At 55.1% G+C, this 15,306-nt stretch carries 14 protein-coding genes; 10 read left to right on the top strand and 4 right to left on the bottom strand.

The window, feature by feature from the left end; translation table 11 throughout:
• Window positions 1–20: 20 nt before the first annotated feature.
• A complete protein-coding gene (locus tag D3H35_RS06380) occupies window positions 21–575 on the bottom strand; it encodes a YhcN/YlaJ family sporulation lipoprotein (RefSeq protein ID WP_233567789.1) in 555 nt (184 codons plus the stop codon).
• A 148-nt stretch (window positions 576–723) separates the two neighbouring features.
• Here D3H35_RS06380 and D3H35_RS06385 point away from each other — a divergent pair, with 148 nt between their 5' ends.
• Window positions 724–2,055: a PhoH family protein gene (locus D3H35_RS06385; protein WP_119148282.1), complete on the top strand. Its 1,332-nt coding sequence runs from the start codon at window positions 724–726 to the stop codon at window positions 2,053–2,055.
• On the opposite strand, the gene D3H35_RS06390 is transcribed toward D3H35_RS06385, so the two are convergent.
• Window positions 2,050–2,556, bottom strand: a complete 507-nt coding sequence (locus D3H35_RS06390; RefSeq protein WP_119148283.1) for a hypothetical protein — start codon at window positions 2,554–2,556, stop codon at window positions 2,050–2,052. The genes D3H35_RS06385 and D3H35_RS06390 overlap by 6 nt on opposite strands.
• A 144-nt stretch (window positions 2,557–2,700) precedes the next feature.
• Between D3H35_RS06390 and D3H35_RS06395 the strand changes: the two genes are divergently transcribed.
• Entirely contained in the window at window positions 2,701–4,017 is a 1,317-nt protein-coding gene (locus D3H35_RS06395; RefSeq protein ID WP_119148284.1) for an ABC transporter substrate-binding protein, read from the top strand.
• On the opposite strand, the gene D3H35_RS06400 is transcribed toward D3H35_RS06395, so the two are convergent.
• Window positions 3,991–5,073, bottom strand: a complete 1,083-nt coding sequence (locus tag D3H35_RS06400) for a coiled-coil domain-containing protein (protein WP_119148285.1) — start codon at window positions 5,071–5,073, stop codon at window positions 3,991–3,993. The genes D3H35_RS06395 and D3H35_RS06400 overlap by 27 nt on opposite strands.
• A gap of 157 nt (window positions 5,074–5,230) precedes the next feature.
• Between D3H35_RS06400 and D3H35_RS06405 the strand changes: the two genes are divergently transcribed.
• Entirely contained in the window at window positions 5,231–6,439 is a 1,209-nt protein-coding gene (locus tag D3H35_RS06405) for a class I SAM-dependent methyltransferase (RefSeq protein ID WP_119148286.1), read from the top strand.
• A gap of 58 nt (window positions 6,440–6,497) precedes the next feature.
• Here the strand turns inward: D3H35_RS06405 and D3H35_RS06410 are convergent, their stop codons facing one another.
• The gene (locus tag D3H35_RS06410) at window positions 6,498–6,734 is read right to left on the bottom strand and encodes a DUF2626 domain-containing protein (protein WP_119148287.1); all 237 of its coding nucleotides are present in this window, start codon (window positions 6,732–6,734) and stop codon (window positions 6,498–6,500) included.
• Window positions 6,735–7,067: 333 nt separating this feature from the next.
• Between D3H35_RS06410 and D3H35_RS06415 the strand changes: the two genes are divergently transcribed.
• From D3H35_RS06415 to D3H35_RS06445, 7 genes are all read left to right on the top strand, one after another.
• Window positions 7,068–7,712 (top strand): RsfA family transcriptional regulator, encoded by a 645-nt coding sequence (locus D3H35_RS06415; protein ID WP_119148288.1) that lies wholly within the window; start codon window positions 7,068–7,070, stop codon window positions 7,710–7,712.
• Window positions 7,713–7,760: 48 nt separating this feature from the next.
• Complete coding sequence (locus tag D3H35_RS06420) at window positions 7,761–8,780, top strand: ketopantoate reductase family protein (RefSeq protein WP_119148289.1); 1,020 nt, start codon at window positions 7,761–7,763, stop codon at window positions 8,778–8,780.
• Between the two features lie 18 nt (window positions 8,781–8,798).
• Window positions 8,799–9,197, top strand: coding sequence for a DUF3397 domain-containing protein (locus D3H35_RS06425; protein ID WP_119148290.1), 399 nt, complete (start codon window positions 8,799–8,801; stop codon window positions 9,195–9,197).
• Between the two features lie 222 nt (window positions 9,198–9,419).
• Complete coding sequence (bshC, locus tag D3H35_RS06430; protein WP_158593973.1) at window positions 9,420–11,057, top strand: bacillithiol biosynthesis cysteine-adding enzyme BshC; 1,638 nt, start codon at window positions 9,420–9,422, stop codon at window positions 11,055–11,057.
• Between the two features lie 34 nt (window positions 11,058–11,091).
• Complete coding sequence (locus D3H35_RS06435) at window positions 11,092–12,354, top strand: adenosylhomocysteinase (RefSeq protein ID WP_119148292.1); 1,263 nt, start codon at window positions 11,092–11,094, stop codon at window positions 12,352–12,354.
• Between the two features lie 1,199 nt (window positions 12,355–13,553).
• Window positions 13,554–13,889, top strand: coding sequence for an antibiotic biosynthesis monooxygenase (locus D3H35_RS06440; protein ID WP_119148293.1), 336 nt, complete (start codon window positions 13,554–13,556; stop codon window positions 13,887–13,889).
• Window positions 13,890–14,063: 174 nt separating this feature from the next.
• A complete protein-coding gene (locus D3H35_RS06445) occupies window positions 14,064–15,230 on the top strand; it encodes a DUF4349 domain-containing protein (RefSeq protein WP_119148294.1) in 1,167 nt (388 codons plus the stop codon).
• Window positions 15,231–15,306 lie beyond the last annotated feature (76 nt).

Consider the following 15,306-nt stretch of genomic DNA (forward strand, 5'->3'; position numbering starts at 1 on the left):
TGATCACTGGGCTTTTGTGTTCATTTGGCCGGTTGAAGCCTATTGTTGACGCCAGTATTTTCAGGCTTCTCCGGAGGAACGATGTTCCGCGGGATTTGCGGCACGAGTCTGCCGACGATATCGGCAAGCTCCTCGGAAAATCCGGCAACGGGGCGGCCTTGGCGGACGTCGGCTCTGATTTCCCGCAGCCGTTGGGCGAGATCCATATCCGCCGTCACCAAAGCGTCGATGCCGTAGGGATCTTTCCGAAACGCTTCGGCGACGGAATATTTAATCGTCCCGACTCGCGACCTTTCCAGCTTCTCGTCAACGTCGATGCCGACGATCGCGTATTTCCCGAATACGACGCAGTTGGCATTTCGGACTCCGGCCACTCCTCTGGCCAGCATTTCCAGATGTGCGGCAACAGCTTTGCGGTCCTTAACGAGATTCCCGGTCCCCTGCACCGTATTCTGGACTTTGACTTGAGATTGATGGAGAGGGGCTGACTGTTTCTTGGTGCAGCCTGCGGCGCCAACGAGGGAAGCCATGAGCACAAGCTTGGCGCCGCCGGATATCCATTTCATTCGATCCATTCGTTTCACCACCCTGATTTGGAGGGATGCCGTCAAGCCGCAACCCCTTACGCGCGGCTGTCAAAATTCAACGGCTTGCTCGTTCTAGTGTTCCTGTCGACCGCGCGCTATGTACGACCAAATTCGTCCTACTCTGGAGGGACCGCCGTTGAGAAAAATTTACGTGCTCGATACGAACGTGCTGCTGCACGATCCGCATTCGATGTTTGCCTTCGATGATAACGAAGTCATCATTCCATCTGTCGTGCTAGAGGAGATCGATTCGAAGAAACGTCTGGCGGACGAAATCGGCCGCAACGCGCGTTACGTATCGCGGGAGCTGGACCGCATGCGGTCGCTCGGACACCTGCACCAAGGTGTCGACCTGCCGAATGGCGGCATTCTCAAGGTGGAGATGAACCATCGTGCTTTCGTTCGCGTTCAGGAGCAATTCGGCGAAATGTCGAATGACAATCGCATCCTCGCGGTCGGGCTCAACTATTATTTGGAGCAATCGGAGGAGGATGAGCCAAGACCGGTCATTATCGTCAGCAAAGACGTCCTCGTACGCGTGAAAGCCGACGTGCTTGGCATTATTGCAGAGGATTACATGACCGACCGGACGGCGTCTCCTTCCGATCAATATACGGGACATCTGACCTTGCACGTACATCCGTCCGTCATCGACGAATTTTACACGTATCGCTTCCTTGGGGTGAGTCAGCTTGGATTGAAGGGCAAGCTTCACCCGAACGAATTCGTTATTTTGCGCGACGAGCTGGGCACCTCGAAGTCGGCGCTGCTGAAGGTGAGCTCGGACGGTCACCGGCTGGAGCCGCTTCATATGAGCAACGACCCGGTGTGGGGCATCACCGCCCGCAACGCGCAGCAGCGCATGGCTTTGGAGCTATTGCTTAACGACGAGATTCCTCTTGTTACTCTTACGGGGCGGGCGGGAACCGGGAAAACGCTCATTACTCTGGCTGCCGGTCTGATGAAGGTCGAGGATGAGCATAAGTACAAAAAGCTACTGATCGCCCGCCCCGTCGTGCCGATGGGCAAAGATATCGGATATTTGCCGGGGGAAAAAGAAGAAAAACTCCGCCCGTGGATGCAGCCAATCTACGACAATCTGGAGTTTTTGTTCGACACGAAAAAGTCGGGCGACCTGGATAAAATATTGATGGGGCTCGGCAGCATTCAGGTTGAGGCGCTTACCTATATTCGCGGAAGGTCGATCCCGGGTCAGTTCATTATTATCGACGAGGCGCAAAATCTGAGCATGCACGAAGTGAAGACGATCGTCTCCAGGGTCGGGGAGAACAGCAAAATCGTTCTGCTGGGAGACCCGGAGCAGATCGATCATCCTTACTTGGACGCCCAGAGCAACGGGTTGACCTATTTGGTGGAACGGTTCAAGGAGGAAGGGATCAGCGGGCATGTGACGCTGGAAAAGGGAGAGCGCTCGAAGCTGGCGCAGCTAGCGGCGGAAAAGCTATAAGGCATCTGTTTCGAGCCATTCCGCCTCGCAGCCGTAGGCTCCCGCGATTCGCTCGGCCAGCTCGGCCAATTGGCTATCGATAGCGAACACGGTGAGGCCTTGGCCGAGTGTTGTGTCGACGATCAAATGCTCGTGAAGCTGAAGAATAGCCGGAGCGGTTTCCGCCTCCGGCTTTTTTTCGCGCAGAGAGAAAAAGGCGGCTTGCGACAAATCCAAGAAGACGTTGCCGCTTCGCGCAGCGATCGCATAATCCTCGAAGAGAGGACCCGGCCTGGCTCCGTATTCCGGGAGCCGGACGAGCTCGACTCGCTCATGATCGACCTTGCAGCCGTTCAGCAGCTCTTCGACTATTGGGAGACTGTCTGGGGAGTCGAGCACGATAAGCTCTTTGTGACTATCGAACAGCGTAACACGCTCGGCGATGGCTTTGACGATCTGGGCGTAATAGCCGTCCAGCTTGCCTTCGGGCATATTCATATCGATACCGTATTTTCGTTCCATCGGTCTCGGAAGGCTCCTCTCTTGCCAAAGCGGTCTTTGGTCCATTATACCCATAAAAGCGCTTACCAAAAAAGCAAGACTTTGCGAGGCAAGCCTGTTATCATTGGAGTAGGAATGCTATGAACGGAAGAAAAGGTGAATCACGTGACGCGACGAAAGTTCGCCTTGTTATTTTTATTGCTCGGATTTATGACGCTTGTGCTGGCTCCTTGGGCGACGGCTCCTTCCGCTATCGTGCTGCCCCGAACCGAGCCGGATAACGGGACCGTCGTATCCGCAGCCCCTAACTTGAACAACGATCCCGTTCGGATTCGGGTATCCGTCGGTCTGGATGAGCAGGAGTTCGACCAGCTGCAGGAGCAGAATGCGGGATGGTCGACAAGGCATCCCGACATCCAGGTGGAGCTCAGCCGCGTCGAGCCGGAGGACGCTTACAGGGCGTTCAAGGAATCGTCTCGTCTCGGCGAAGCCGCGGACGTTATGCTGCTCCAGAACGAATGGGTGAGGGAGTATGCCGCCTCCGGCTATTTGTTGACCGCTGACGCGGCGTTCGTTGGGGAAGCGCTTGCGGAGCAATTCGACGCTTTGACCGCTTCGCTTAAGTGGAACGGCTATATCTGGGGAGTGCCCCGCGATTTTGACCCGTACGTTCTCGTATGGAACCGCGAAGCTTTGCGTAAAGTTCTAGGGGACGAAGCGACGGTGCCTTTGACGCTTCAACAGTGGACGGCGCTGACGGCCAAGGCGAGCGAGTCCGGAGAAGGCATCAGTTGGCTGGCTATTTCTAACCGCGACCCGTTCGCTATTTTGTCGTGGCTGGAATCGGCGACAGGTATTCGTACCGATTCCGTATGGGAGAACAAAAACGGACCCTGGAGCTCGGAGCCGTGGGCGACTGCGCTCTCTTTGTTGAATCATGCGAAGGAAGGCATCGCATTCGGACAAGACGCCTCGTTCGTCGAGCGGCAGCTGCTCGAGGAGAAAGCTCTCATCGGATTGCTCCCGAATTCGGAAGCCGTCAAGCTTACCGAACGCGATCTGACGTCAAGAAGCTCCGGCGTCAAGCTGATCGTCGATCGTTCCCGCTGGAAGCTGCCGTTCGTTTGGCCGAGAGGCCGCTCTTACGTCGTATCGTCAGGAACGGAGGCCGAGGACGCGGCTCGTCAATGGATCGTCGGAATGACTGGCACGGAGAATCAACTGCTTAACGAAAAGCAATTCGCGAAGCTCCCTGTGTACCGTTCTTTGTTCCGCACGGGGACATCCTTGCACGGTTTGTTGCCCGAAGACTCGGCTAATTCGTTCCCGTACCAGGCTCCCGTTATGAACGGTCCCGAGTTGCCCGAAAGGCTTGATCGGCTGTCTGAGCTCTGGTACGGCTTCGCCGCGAGCGGCTTGACGGCGGACGAGTGGATTTCCCGCTGGTCCGAAGAATCAGCCGACTTTCAGCTTAACGATTAGCTTGCCGTCCTCCAGCTCCACGCTTTCAGCCTTTACGAACTTGATCAGCTTCTGAGGATAAAAGCCCAGATCGAATTCGCGCTCCAAGTCGGCACGGGTCGTGTCGGGAAGCTCAAGGCCGTTAAAGACCAGCTTTCGGACGTGGAACAGTATGCCGTTAACCGGTTCGTTCTCCACGGTATAAGCTCCTTCGATTCGTACGCGCATATCTCCGTTGTCCCCGTCGAGGATGAGCAGCCCGTCGTCGAATTTGAAAGAGAAGCTGTCGAAGCGGCTGTCCTCGCCGCGCAGAAAGTCGTTCAGCTCCGTGTCGGTGATAGTAAGCTTCGCCGCCAAGCCCTTCGTCTCGAGCGCTTCGGGATGCTCTTTGACCCAGGCGGGCAACTTCTTCATAGCTCCCGCTAACGCCCGGAAATGCTGCTTGACCTCGTAGAGTCCGACGTTGTCCCAATAATTCTGAAGCTCGTCCATCAAGGCGCGGAGATGATCCGCATCGCCCCTTCCCGCGAGTGCGCCGGCGACTTCGTCCTGCAGGGCGGCTACGCGCACTCGCTGCGATTCCAAATCGGTTACAACGGCAGCAAGCTCCGTCTGATCCTTGCGAAGCTGCTCGTAGCCTTCCAGCAGTTTCGAATATTGCTCGGAATATGCGTTCATTTTTTTTCGGTCTGAGCTGATAACGAGGTCCATCGCTTCCCATAATCGGAGCAGCTCCGACAACGACTTCACGGACATGACCGAGGTTAGCCAGAATTGCTGGCGGCCCATATAGATGGAACGAAGAACGCGTCCGGCTTGCTCGCGCTGCACGGCGACAGCGATTTCTTGTTGATCGAGCCGGGATTTGCTCTGTTCGATTTGCCGTTCGGTTTGCGTATGGAGCTTGGTAATCCGTTCGATTTCGCGATCGATTTCGTAGACGGACAAGCTTTTTTCCAGAAGCCTTCTCGTTTCTTCGGGCAGAGGCTCCGCGTATACCGGCATCGGGGCGGCGGTCTTGGCGACTGCCGCGATTAGCAGAACGAGAACGGCGGCGGTCCAGACGAGGCGATGCAAGGGACGACCTCCTTTCGTTCGGACGAGCGGCGACGTAGTTGAGCATATGAATCCGGCAACTTGTTTATGCTCCTGCGGTTCGCAGCTTGCGGCTCGTGGCGAGCTATTCTCCGACTATTATAATATGGAACGCGCGAGCTAGAAAGGCGGGACGAACATGAGGAATCGACAAGAGGTGAAAGGGCTCCCCGCCGTCGTGCGGGATGCGGCAACGGCCGCTTCGCGGATAGGGCAGACGGATGACGGAGAGCGGAGAACGTGCATAACGTTCCGGGACTATATGGAACTCTGCCTCTACCATCCCGAATTCGGCTATTACCGTTCGGGAAGTTCCCGGGTGGGACGAGAGGGAGATTTTTATACGAGCGCTTACGTCGGAGACATAATGGGAGAGCAGCTGGCTGAGCGGCTGACAAGCTTGGCCGACGAGCATTTCGGTCCGGAAGAGAGAGTGGAGGTTATCGATTGGGGGGGAGGAACGGGGCGCTTGAGCCGGCATATGCTGGAAGCCTGGAGCCGCTCGTCCAATCCGATCGCCGGTGCCGGGCGCATGTCCATAACGGTGGCCGACCGCAATCCCGCTCATCGCGCGCTTGCAGAGGAAAGCTTGGCCGACTGGATCGGCTCCGGGCGAGCTAGAGTCGTCGATCCCGATCGGCAATGGCCTTGGTCCGATGGAAAAGGCGGAGCGGACGTTGGCGACGCCGAAAGGGGCAAGAGCCCGGTCATAATCGTCGCGAACGAGCTGTTGGACGCTTTTCCCGTGCATCGGCTTACCTGCTTGAACGGGGGGCTTCTTGAGCAAGGCGTCGCTTGGGACGAAGAGAAGGAGCGTCCGGTTGCATGCCTGACGGAGCTAAGCGATCCGAGGCTTGCAGCTTGGCTGGAGCGAGAAGGTTTGGCATTGGCCGAGCATCAGATGATCGAAATATCCATCGACGCCGCAAGCTGGATCGGATCGCTGCCGGGCCGATTCGAGCGGGCGATTCTCGTTCTGATCGATTACGGCGATGAATCGGAAGAGCTAATCTCTTCCCATCGTATGGAAGGGACGCTCATGTGCTATTTTCGTCATCAAGCTCACGACGATCCGTTCATCCATTTAGGGGAACAGGATATAACCGCGCACGTCAATTTCAGCATTCTCCGCAAGGAAGCGAAGGCATCGGGCTGGCGCGAGATTTGGTACGGATCGCAAAAGAGGTTTTTGGTCGAGTCGGGTTTATTGGAGAAGCTGGTCGCCCACACGGTAACGGATCCGTTCCATCCGACCGTTCGCCGCAATCGGGCGATCCGCCAATTGCTGTTGTCCGACGGAATGAGCGAGCTGTTCAAGGTGCAAATATGGGAGAAGACGCGAACATAGAAAAAACCGTCGGGGGACGAGCCCCAGACGGTTTTTTTGTTTGCGGTATGTTTGATTGTTACACCGGAAGGCCCATTTCGAAGACGGACCAGTAAGTAAATCCAAGGAAAGCAACGATCATATAGCCCCAGAACATGAGGATATAAGTCCGTTCGGAAAATTTCAAGTAACCGAACAAGAAGAATACGGCCGACTGGATAAAGAACAACAGCGACATCTCGTACATATCGCCCGCGTAAGCCATGAGGGCGATAGCGAGTGTCCAGAAGCCAAGCACCCGGAACATGCGTGCCATGAAACATCCCCCTCTCTATGAAGCGACTGCGACGTCGGCTTCTCACGTACTTTCCGATTTCTAAAGCATATTATACCCGCTTGGCCCGTGGAGTGTAAACCGAAAGACATGTGACGAAATGGCAAACTTTTCGTAATTCCTTATCAGCATGCCCCTGGGCGAAATGAAGTATTCGTCAGCCGTCCGGGTACTCTCGCCAGCTAATAGGTATAGTGAACTAAAAAATGGATATACATAGAAGTATCCGATAGATTCTATGAATTCTACTACGGGCATAACCATGAAATGAAGAAGCATAAAAAATGAGGCGAAAGCAAGGAGGGAAAGGCACCCATGACGGCTGTCAGACAAGACGCGTGGAGTCCGGATGACGATTTGATTTTGGCGGAAGTGACGCTTCGCCACATTCGGGAGGGCAGTACCCAGCTGGCCGCTTTTGAGGAAGTCGGTCAGCGGATCGGAAGAACGTCCGCCGCTTGCGGATTCCGATGGAATAGCTGCGTTCGCAAAAAATACGACGACGCGATCGGCATGGCCAAGCAGCAGCGCCAAAAGCGCAATTATTTGAAGAAGCAAGGCATCACGACGATTTCCGGCACGGATCGGTTAACGTTGGAAGAGTCGGAATCGGCCAAAGGCGAGCTGCTCTCTTCCGAGTCCATCTCTTTGGAAGCGATTATCCGGTATTTGAGGCAATGGAAAGGAACCGTTCAAGAGATGAGTCGGCAAATCCGCCAACTGGAAAAAGAGTTGAAGGAGAAGGACGACAAATTGAACGCGTATCTGTCCGAGAACGAACGGTTGTCCAAGGAAGTGAACGAGGTTCAGACCGATTACCAGGTCGTCAACGACGATTACAAGGCGTTGATCCGCATTATGGACCGCGCACGGCGTCTTGCTTTTCTTACCGAAGAGCCGGATGAGGATCGCACCCGCTTCAAGATGGATGCGAACGGCAATTTGGAACGGATCGAGTAATGATGCCGGCGGACATGGAGGCTTCCCGTTAAGGGAGGCCTCTTATTTATGTTACAATCGTTTCAAAAATCGATAACGGACAAAGGGTGTTGCCTAGCTATGAGCGAATGGGCGGTAGTGGGCGGCGGGTCGTTAGGACTGCTGCTGGCGGGCAAGCTTGCTGCAGCGGGCTGCCGGGTCGTCTTATGGACGCGAACCTCGGAGCAGGCGGAACGGATCGAAGCCGACGGTATTGCGATAGAGGAGATGTCCGGGGTCGTTTCTCAGCCCGTCAGGCTTCGGGCGATACCGATAAGCAGCGTAAAAGGCATCCATGAAGGACCGATCCTTCTTACGGTCAAGCAGACGGCGCTCGACTCTGAGCTGTATTCGTTTCTTCGTCTGGCGACGGGCGGAGCAGGGAGAATCTACTTGTTTCAGAACGGCGTGGGTCATGTGGAGAAGCTTGCCCGGGCTTTACCCGGAACGACGCTGACGCCTGCGATTACGACGGAAGGCGCGCTCCGGCTAGGCCCTTCCAGCGTAAGGCATACCGGCAAGGGGGCTATCTGGTTCGGCGTTGTCGGAGCCGCCGAACTTCTCCCGATGCCGATGACGACCGGAATCGATAGCGAAAATGCTCTTTTCGCGGATTCCAGCGTTCGAAACGTCGCAGAGATGATGAAACAGGCAGGATTTACCGTCTTCCTGTCGAATGAATTGGAGAAGAGGGTATTGCGGAAGCTGCTCATCAACTCGGTCATTAATCCGCTTACGGCGCTTCTGCGAATTCCGAACGGACAATTGCTCAAGACTCCCGAAAGGCTGAGCCTGGCGAGAGAGCTGTTCGATGAGACGGCGAAGGTGCTGGAGCGGAGCGGGCTGCCGGATGCGGCGAATGCATGGGACGAGGTTGCAGCCGTATGCGAGGCGACGGCGACGAACCTTTCGTCGATGCTGCAGGACGTGCAGGCGGGGCGCGCGACGGAAATCGACGCGATCAACGGCGCGGTTTGCCGACTTGCCGAACGGAATGGATTGGAAGCCCCTCTTAATGCCGCGGTCACGGCGCTAATTAAAGCGCTGTAATGAACGGGAGGAGTTCGCATGGATTCGGTATGGAAATCATTGGTTGATGCCTACGCCGCGTTAGCCGCTTTTCCAGTCATTCCGTTTCTTTTCGTTTACTTTGTGGAACGCTATCGAAGCGGCGACAAGAAGAGGGCGTTTCGCCTTGCAATGGACGTAACGACCGCGTTTTTGCTAGGCTGCGTCGGGTTTATGCTCAACCGTAGAATCGGATCGAGCCTTGGTCTTTATTTCATTCTGCTCCTTATGCTTATCGGCGCGGGACTGATCGGGAACGCGCAAACCCGCCTTCGCGGCAAAATCGATGTCTCAAAAATTTTTCGGGCTATTTGGCGGCTTTCCTTTTTTGCGATGGCGGTGCTCTATGTTCTCTTAATGTCGCTTGAGCTGATTATGCCGTCCATAACCCAACAATAGAGCGGTTCGCCGGAGAATATCGCCTAACGCCACCCCCCCTTCCCCGCACGGGAGGGGGGGTGGCGTTGTCGTAACCAACGGTTATTATTGTGTCAACGATCTATTTGTACGATTATTAAACTCGGATAATCCCGAATCGCAACGAAGTTTTTGACGAGTTTTGCCCCTTTGTGTACAATCAATCATGACATCCTACAACTATGGAAACGGGGGAACGTCCCTGTGATCGTTAATACGCTGCAAGGGCCGGTTTCTCCTACGCTATCGGAACGTTACCGGGAGCAAGACGAAGCCGTCGTCGCACTTTTCGGGAAGCATCCTTTGCAAAAGGAAGATTGGCATGCCAGAGCTGACGAGCTTGACCGAAGATCGTCCAGTTCTCAGGCGGATAGAACCGCGTTAGCGGAAGCTCTTCGTTCCTTTCAATCGGGAATGAACGAGCACCCTGCCGTCTCCCGTTCCCTGGAAAGACTCGCAGAGCCCGGAAGTCTCGTTGTCGTCGGCGGCCAGCAAGCAGGCTTGTTCGGCGGCGCCCTTCTTATTTTTTACAAAGCTATGACGGTCGTCCAGACCGCCAGGCATGCCGAGAAGCTTCTTGGCAGACCGGTCGTTCCGGTATTCTGGATTGCCGGGGAAGACCATGATTTCGACGAAGCCAATCATGTCAACGTGCAGACGCAGGCCGGAGAATTGCGGCGAGTGCGCCTCGAACGTCCGGACGGTTCGCGGCTGGCGGTAAGTCGGACGAGGCTGAGCCCGGAGGCTTGGGAAGCCGCTCTTCAAGAGCTGGAAACAGAGCTTCCGGATTCGGAGTTCAAGCCGGCTTTGATCGACCGGCTGCGCAGTCACGTGACGGACGCTCCGACGCTCAGTCTCGCTTTCGCCAGACTACTGTCGGAGTGGTTCGGGCCGGAAGGAATGCTGCTGCTGGATGCGGACGATGCCGGCTTGCGAGCTCTCGAAGGCCCGATGTTCCGGGAGTTGATCGAACGGAACGACAAGCTGGAAGAGGCGCTGAAGGCAGGGGAGAAGAAAGTCGCTTCGCTCGGCTTTTCGTTGCAGGCCGAGACCGCTTTCGGAAGCGCGAATTTGTTTCTTCACCACGATAGCGGACGTCTGCTGCTCCATAAGGAGCCGAACGGCAACTTTGCGGATCGAAGAAGAAGCGTATCCTTATGCCGCGACGACATGTTGAGCCTGACGGAAGATTCTCCCGAGCGGCTAAGCACGAACGCGCTGACTCGTCCGTTAATGCAGGATTACGTCCTGCCGGTGCTAGCGGCCGTGCTCGGTCCCGCGGAGCTGGCTTACTGGGGCATTCTCGGACCTGCATTTGCCGAGTTCGGGCTTGAAATGCCTCTGCTGGTGCCTCGCCAATCGTTCGTTTATGTGGAGACGGGTATTGCGCGTCAGTTGGACAAATTCGCATTGACTCCAGAAGAAGCGTTATGGAATTGGGAGAGAAGGAAAGAGCAATGGCTGGCTTCCCAAGACGAATGGCGGCTGGAGGAGAAGTTCAGGAACGCGAAAGAGCAGTTTCTGGCCATCTACCGACCGGTCATGGAGACGGTGGCCGCGCTGCAACCCGGATTGGCAAAGCTATCCGAGAGCAACCGCGACAAAATCGTGGAGCAAATCTCCTTTTTGGAAAATCGGTCTATGGATGCGCTTGCCAAACAGCATGAAGCGTCGCTCCGTCAATGGGATCGAATCCGGACGGCTTTAATGCCGGGAAGCAAGCCGCAGGAGCGCGTGTTCGGCACGATTCATTTTTGGAACCGGTATGGACCGGAATGGCTTACTCGTTGGGCGGAAGTCCCGTACGAGCCGAATGGCGGTTTTCGATTAATCGAAGGCTAGACAAACCAAATTATCCGCATTGGAGGAATTATTCGTGACAACAACCGTACAAAGTATCGTTACAGATCTATCCTTAGCTCCTGAAGGCAAATTGAAAATTGATTGGGTGCAGGCGCATATGCCGGTGCTGAACAAAATCAGAGAACAATTTGAGCGGGATCAGCCGTTCAAAGGATTGCGCGTTGCGATTTCTCTCCATCTTGAAGCCAAAACCGCTTATTTGGCCAAAGTCGTGCAAGCTGGCGGAGCCGAAGTCGTTATTACAGGCAGTAACCCGCTGTCGACGCAGGACGACGTTTGCGCCGCTCTCGTGGAAGATGGCATTACCGTATTCGCGAAATACAACCCGGATCCGGTCGAATACAAGGAATTGATGGTCAAAACGTTGGAAACGAAGCCCGATTTGATCATCGACGACGGCGGCGACCTGGTGACAATTCTTCACGCCGAGCGCCAGGATTTGCTAGTGAACGTACGGGGCGGAGCGGAAGAAACGACGACGGGAATTCTCCGTTTGAAAGCGATGGAGAAGGACGGCACGTTGAAATTTCCAATGGTTGCGGTCAATGACGCATTCTGCAAATACTTGTTCGACAACAGATACGGCACGGGTCAATCGGTATGGGACGGCATCAACCGGACGACGAACCTAGTCGTAGCCGGCAAGACGGTTGTCGTCAACGGCTACGGCTGGTGCGGCAAAGGGGTTGCTCTTCGCGCCAAAGGGCTGGGAGCGAACGTCGTCGTAACGGAGGTCGACGCGATCAAGGCTGTCGAGGCATACATGGACGGCTTCACTGTGCTTCCGATTTCGGAAGCGGCCAAAGTCGGCGACTACTTCGTCACCGTTACGGGCAACAAGGACGTTATCCGCGGCGAGCATATCGCTAATATGAAGGATGGGGCTATCCTGTCCAATGCAGGCCACTTTGACATTGAGGTGAATCTCGTTGAGCTTGCGGCGCTATCGGTATCGAAGCGGGTAGTCCGCCGCAATATCGAAGAATACGTGCTCAAGGATGGTCGCAAAATTTACGTTCTGGCCGAAGGCCGTCTCGTAAACTTGGCGGCCGGCGACGGCCACCCTGCCGAAATTATGGATATGACGTTCGCTTTGCAGGCGCTGTCTCTTCGCTATGTGAACGAAAATTACGAGAAAATCGGACCGAACGTCGTGAACGTGCCTTACGCATTGGACGAGCAAGTAGCTCGCACGAAGCTGGAGGCGCTTGGCATCGGCATCGATACGTTGTCGGAAGAACAGAAAGCCTATTTGGAAAGCTGGGCGGCTCACTAATCCCCGCTGATGAAATAGAAGGGCGACCTTCGTTCTAATAAGCGTTCCCTCCGTTTTGCGGAGGGGCGCTTTTTGTTTCGATGCGGACTTGCCGAGGTGAGCTGTCTCAGGCTTCTCGGCTTGGTGCGGATTTTGAAAACAAATGTGTTTTTCGAAATTTATACCATTATCCCTTCCGCTCAGAGAATGCCAAGTGCAGGATTAGAGTGGTAGGAATAGCCGGAAATAGTGGGGCTACTGGTCCGAGGAGCGTGTGAATGGTAGGAATAGCCGGCTGTGGTTGGGCTACGGGTTCGGGGAGCGCGTGAATGGTAGGAATAGCCGGCTGTGGTTGGGTTACTGGTCCGGGAGCGTGTGAATGGTGGGAATAGCCGGCTGTGGTTGGGTTAATGGTCCGGGGAGCGTGTGAATGGTGGGAATAGCCGGCTGTGGTTGGGTTACTGGTCCGGGGAGCGCGTGAATGGTAGGAGTAGCCGGCTGTGGTTGGGCTACGGGTTCGGGGAGCGCGTGAATGGTGGGAATAGCCGGCTGTGGTTGGGCTACTGATCCGGGGAGCGTGTGAATGGTAGGAGTAGCCGGCTGTGGTTGGGTTACTGGTCCGGGGAACGTGTGAATGTTGAGGATAGTCGGCTGTGGTTGGGCTACTGGTCCGGGGAGCGCGTGAATGGTAGGAGTAGCCGGCTGTGGTTGGGCTACCAATCCGGGGAGCGTGTGAATGGTGGGAATAGCCGGCTGTAGTTGGGTTAATGGTCCGGGGAGCGCGTGAATGGCGGGAGCAACCTGCGAATGGAAGGCTATTAAGCAGCATTTATTTTAAAGTTGACAACGATAATCATTATCAACTAACATATGTAATTGAAAAAGCTTACCATGCTTTCGCAAAGCCAGGAGCACCTGTTAGAAATGAAGGTTCGCGGCCCGGTTCGCTAAGGCTGAAGCCCACATTTGATATGATTCAAGAAATGCCGAGCAGAGCGTGACAGGGAGACGGCGTTAGACGCGGCTGCTCATGTGGAGAGCGCGGGCAGCTAGACTCGATCTGTTCTCGACAGCGATGCGATGCCGCGTCTCGATATGGCGGATTCGCTTAAGCCGCGTGGCCTCCCGCTCATCAGGCACGTTGTTTTGGGGCAAACAAGCGGAGAAAGTGGTTGAATTTTTGCAAGCTCAAGCTATCAAAAGGTAGGGGGTCAGGAACGATGATTGTCGTCATCAACACGATTCAAGTGAAGCCCGGCTACGGAGATGTCATGAAGGAGAGATTCCGCTCGCCGAAAAGCGTGCATACGTTTCCGGGCTTTGTTCGGATGGAGTTGCTTCGTACCGAAGGAACCGAGCAATACGAGGAGTATCAGGTGTGCACGACGTGGGAAAGCAAGGACGCTTTCGACGGATGGGCGCAAAGCGATTCCTTCAAGCAAGCTCATGCAAGGCGTCAAGAAGACCGAGCCGGCTCTTCCGAGATGGTAGTCGGCAACAAAATAACGATTCACGAGGTGCTTTTCTCGCATTTACCGGCGCTTCAAGCGCATTAAGCCGCCGCCGAATGGTTCATTTTCCCGCTGCCCGTCAGGGCGCGGGTTTTTTTATGCAAAGTTCCGTATGCGCGCATGCAAATTACGGAACGCCTCCAACGTTTGAAACTTTTTCCTTTTCAGGTTCGTCTAGGATTCAGAACTGGAACTAAACGATAATTAGGGGGTTCGGGCATGAAAAAGAAAAAAGGGCTCGTTAGAGAAACTTGGAGTCGGTATACGGTAGCAGCGGTCGTTCTGTTAGTGTTTTTGACCGTCCTGTCGGCATGCAGCGGTTCGAGCGATAACTCCGAGGCCAGAGCGGAAAGCGCTCCGATGGCGGGTGAGGCGGAGCAGAACGCCGCTCCGGCCGCTGGCGACAATTTCAAATCGGACAGCTTGCTCTCCAAGTCCAATCAAGTCGCGAAAGAATCTCAAGCGGGCGGGTCCGCCGATTTATCCGCCGAGCCGTTGACGGAGCAGGGCACCTCAGTGGATAGCTCTTCGTCACTCGGTATCGGCCAAGTTGCCGATTCGCAGTCCGGCTTCGGACGCAAAGTCATCTACAACGCGAATCTTGTAATGAAGGTCGAAAAGTTCCAAAAGGCGGAGGAGCAGCTTCGCGATCTGATTCATCAGAGCAGCGCCTACTTGCTGAAATTCACCGACAGTCGCAGCGCGGACGAAGTGGGAGCTACTTATGTTATCAAAGTCCCGTCGACGGGATTCTCCCCGTTTCTGGAACGACTGCAAAAAATCAAAAACGTCAAGTTCGAACGCCAGGTGGACGGCAGCGATGTCACCGAGGAATATGTGGATCTCGAAGCGCGACTGAAAGCGAAGACGGCCGTAGAAGCCCGGCTGCTCGCCTTTATGGACAAGGCGACGAAATCGGACGATCTCGTTCGGTTCAGCAACGAGCTTGGCGGAGTTCAGCAGGAGATCGAGCAGATCAAAGGCCGGATGCGGTATTTGAACGAGAACGTGGCGTTCTCGACCGTTAACCTTCGCCTGTATGAAGGTCCAGCGGAAGAAGCAGCGAAAATAGTAGAGGAAAAGGATAGAAGCTTCGGTCAACGCATTTCCGACGCGCTTGCCGGCAGCGCCAACGTCTTGGGCCGATTCGGAGAGGGACTGTTGATCGTAATTGCCGCCATTTTGCCGGTCGTTATCGTAGCCGCGGTCGTGGGCGTTCCCGCCTACCTGATCGTCCGAAAACGCAGACTAACGAGAATAAGCCGGTCGGCGGAGAATCGTTCGCAATGGAACCAGGCGATCGTCAACCCGCCGGAGTCCCAGTCGGACGATCGGGACTCGACTTCCGAAGCCGTTCGTCAAGAGCCGGAAGAAGGCAATCGTTAATCTCCTAAAATATTTTTACAAAAATCCTGCTGAGAAGCAGGATTTTTATTTTATGGGGCGAATAACTCATCATAAG

Source organism: Cohnella faecalis (genome assembly GCF_003570905.1).
Lineage (GTDB): Bacteria > Bacillota > Bacilli > Paenibacillales > Paenibacillaceae > Cohnella > Cohnella faecalis.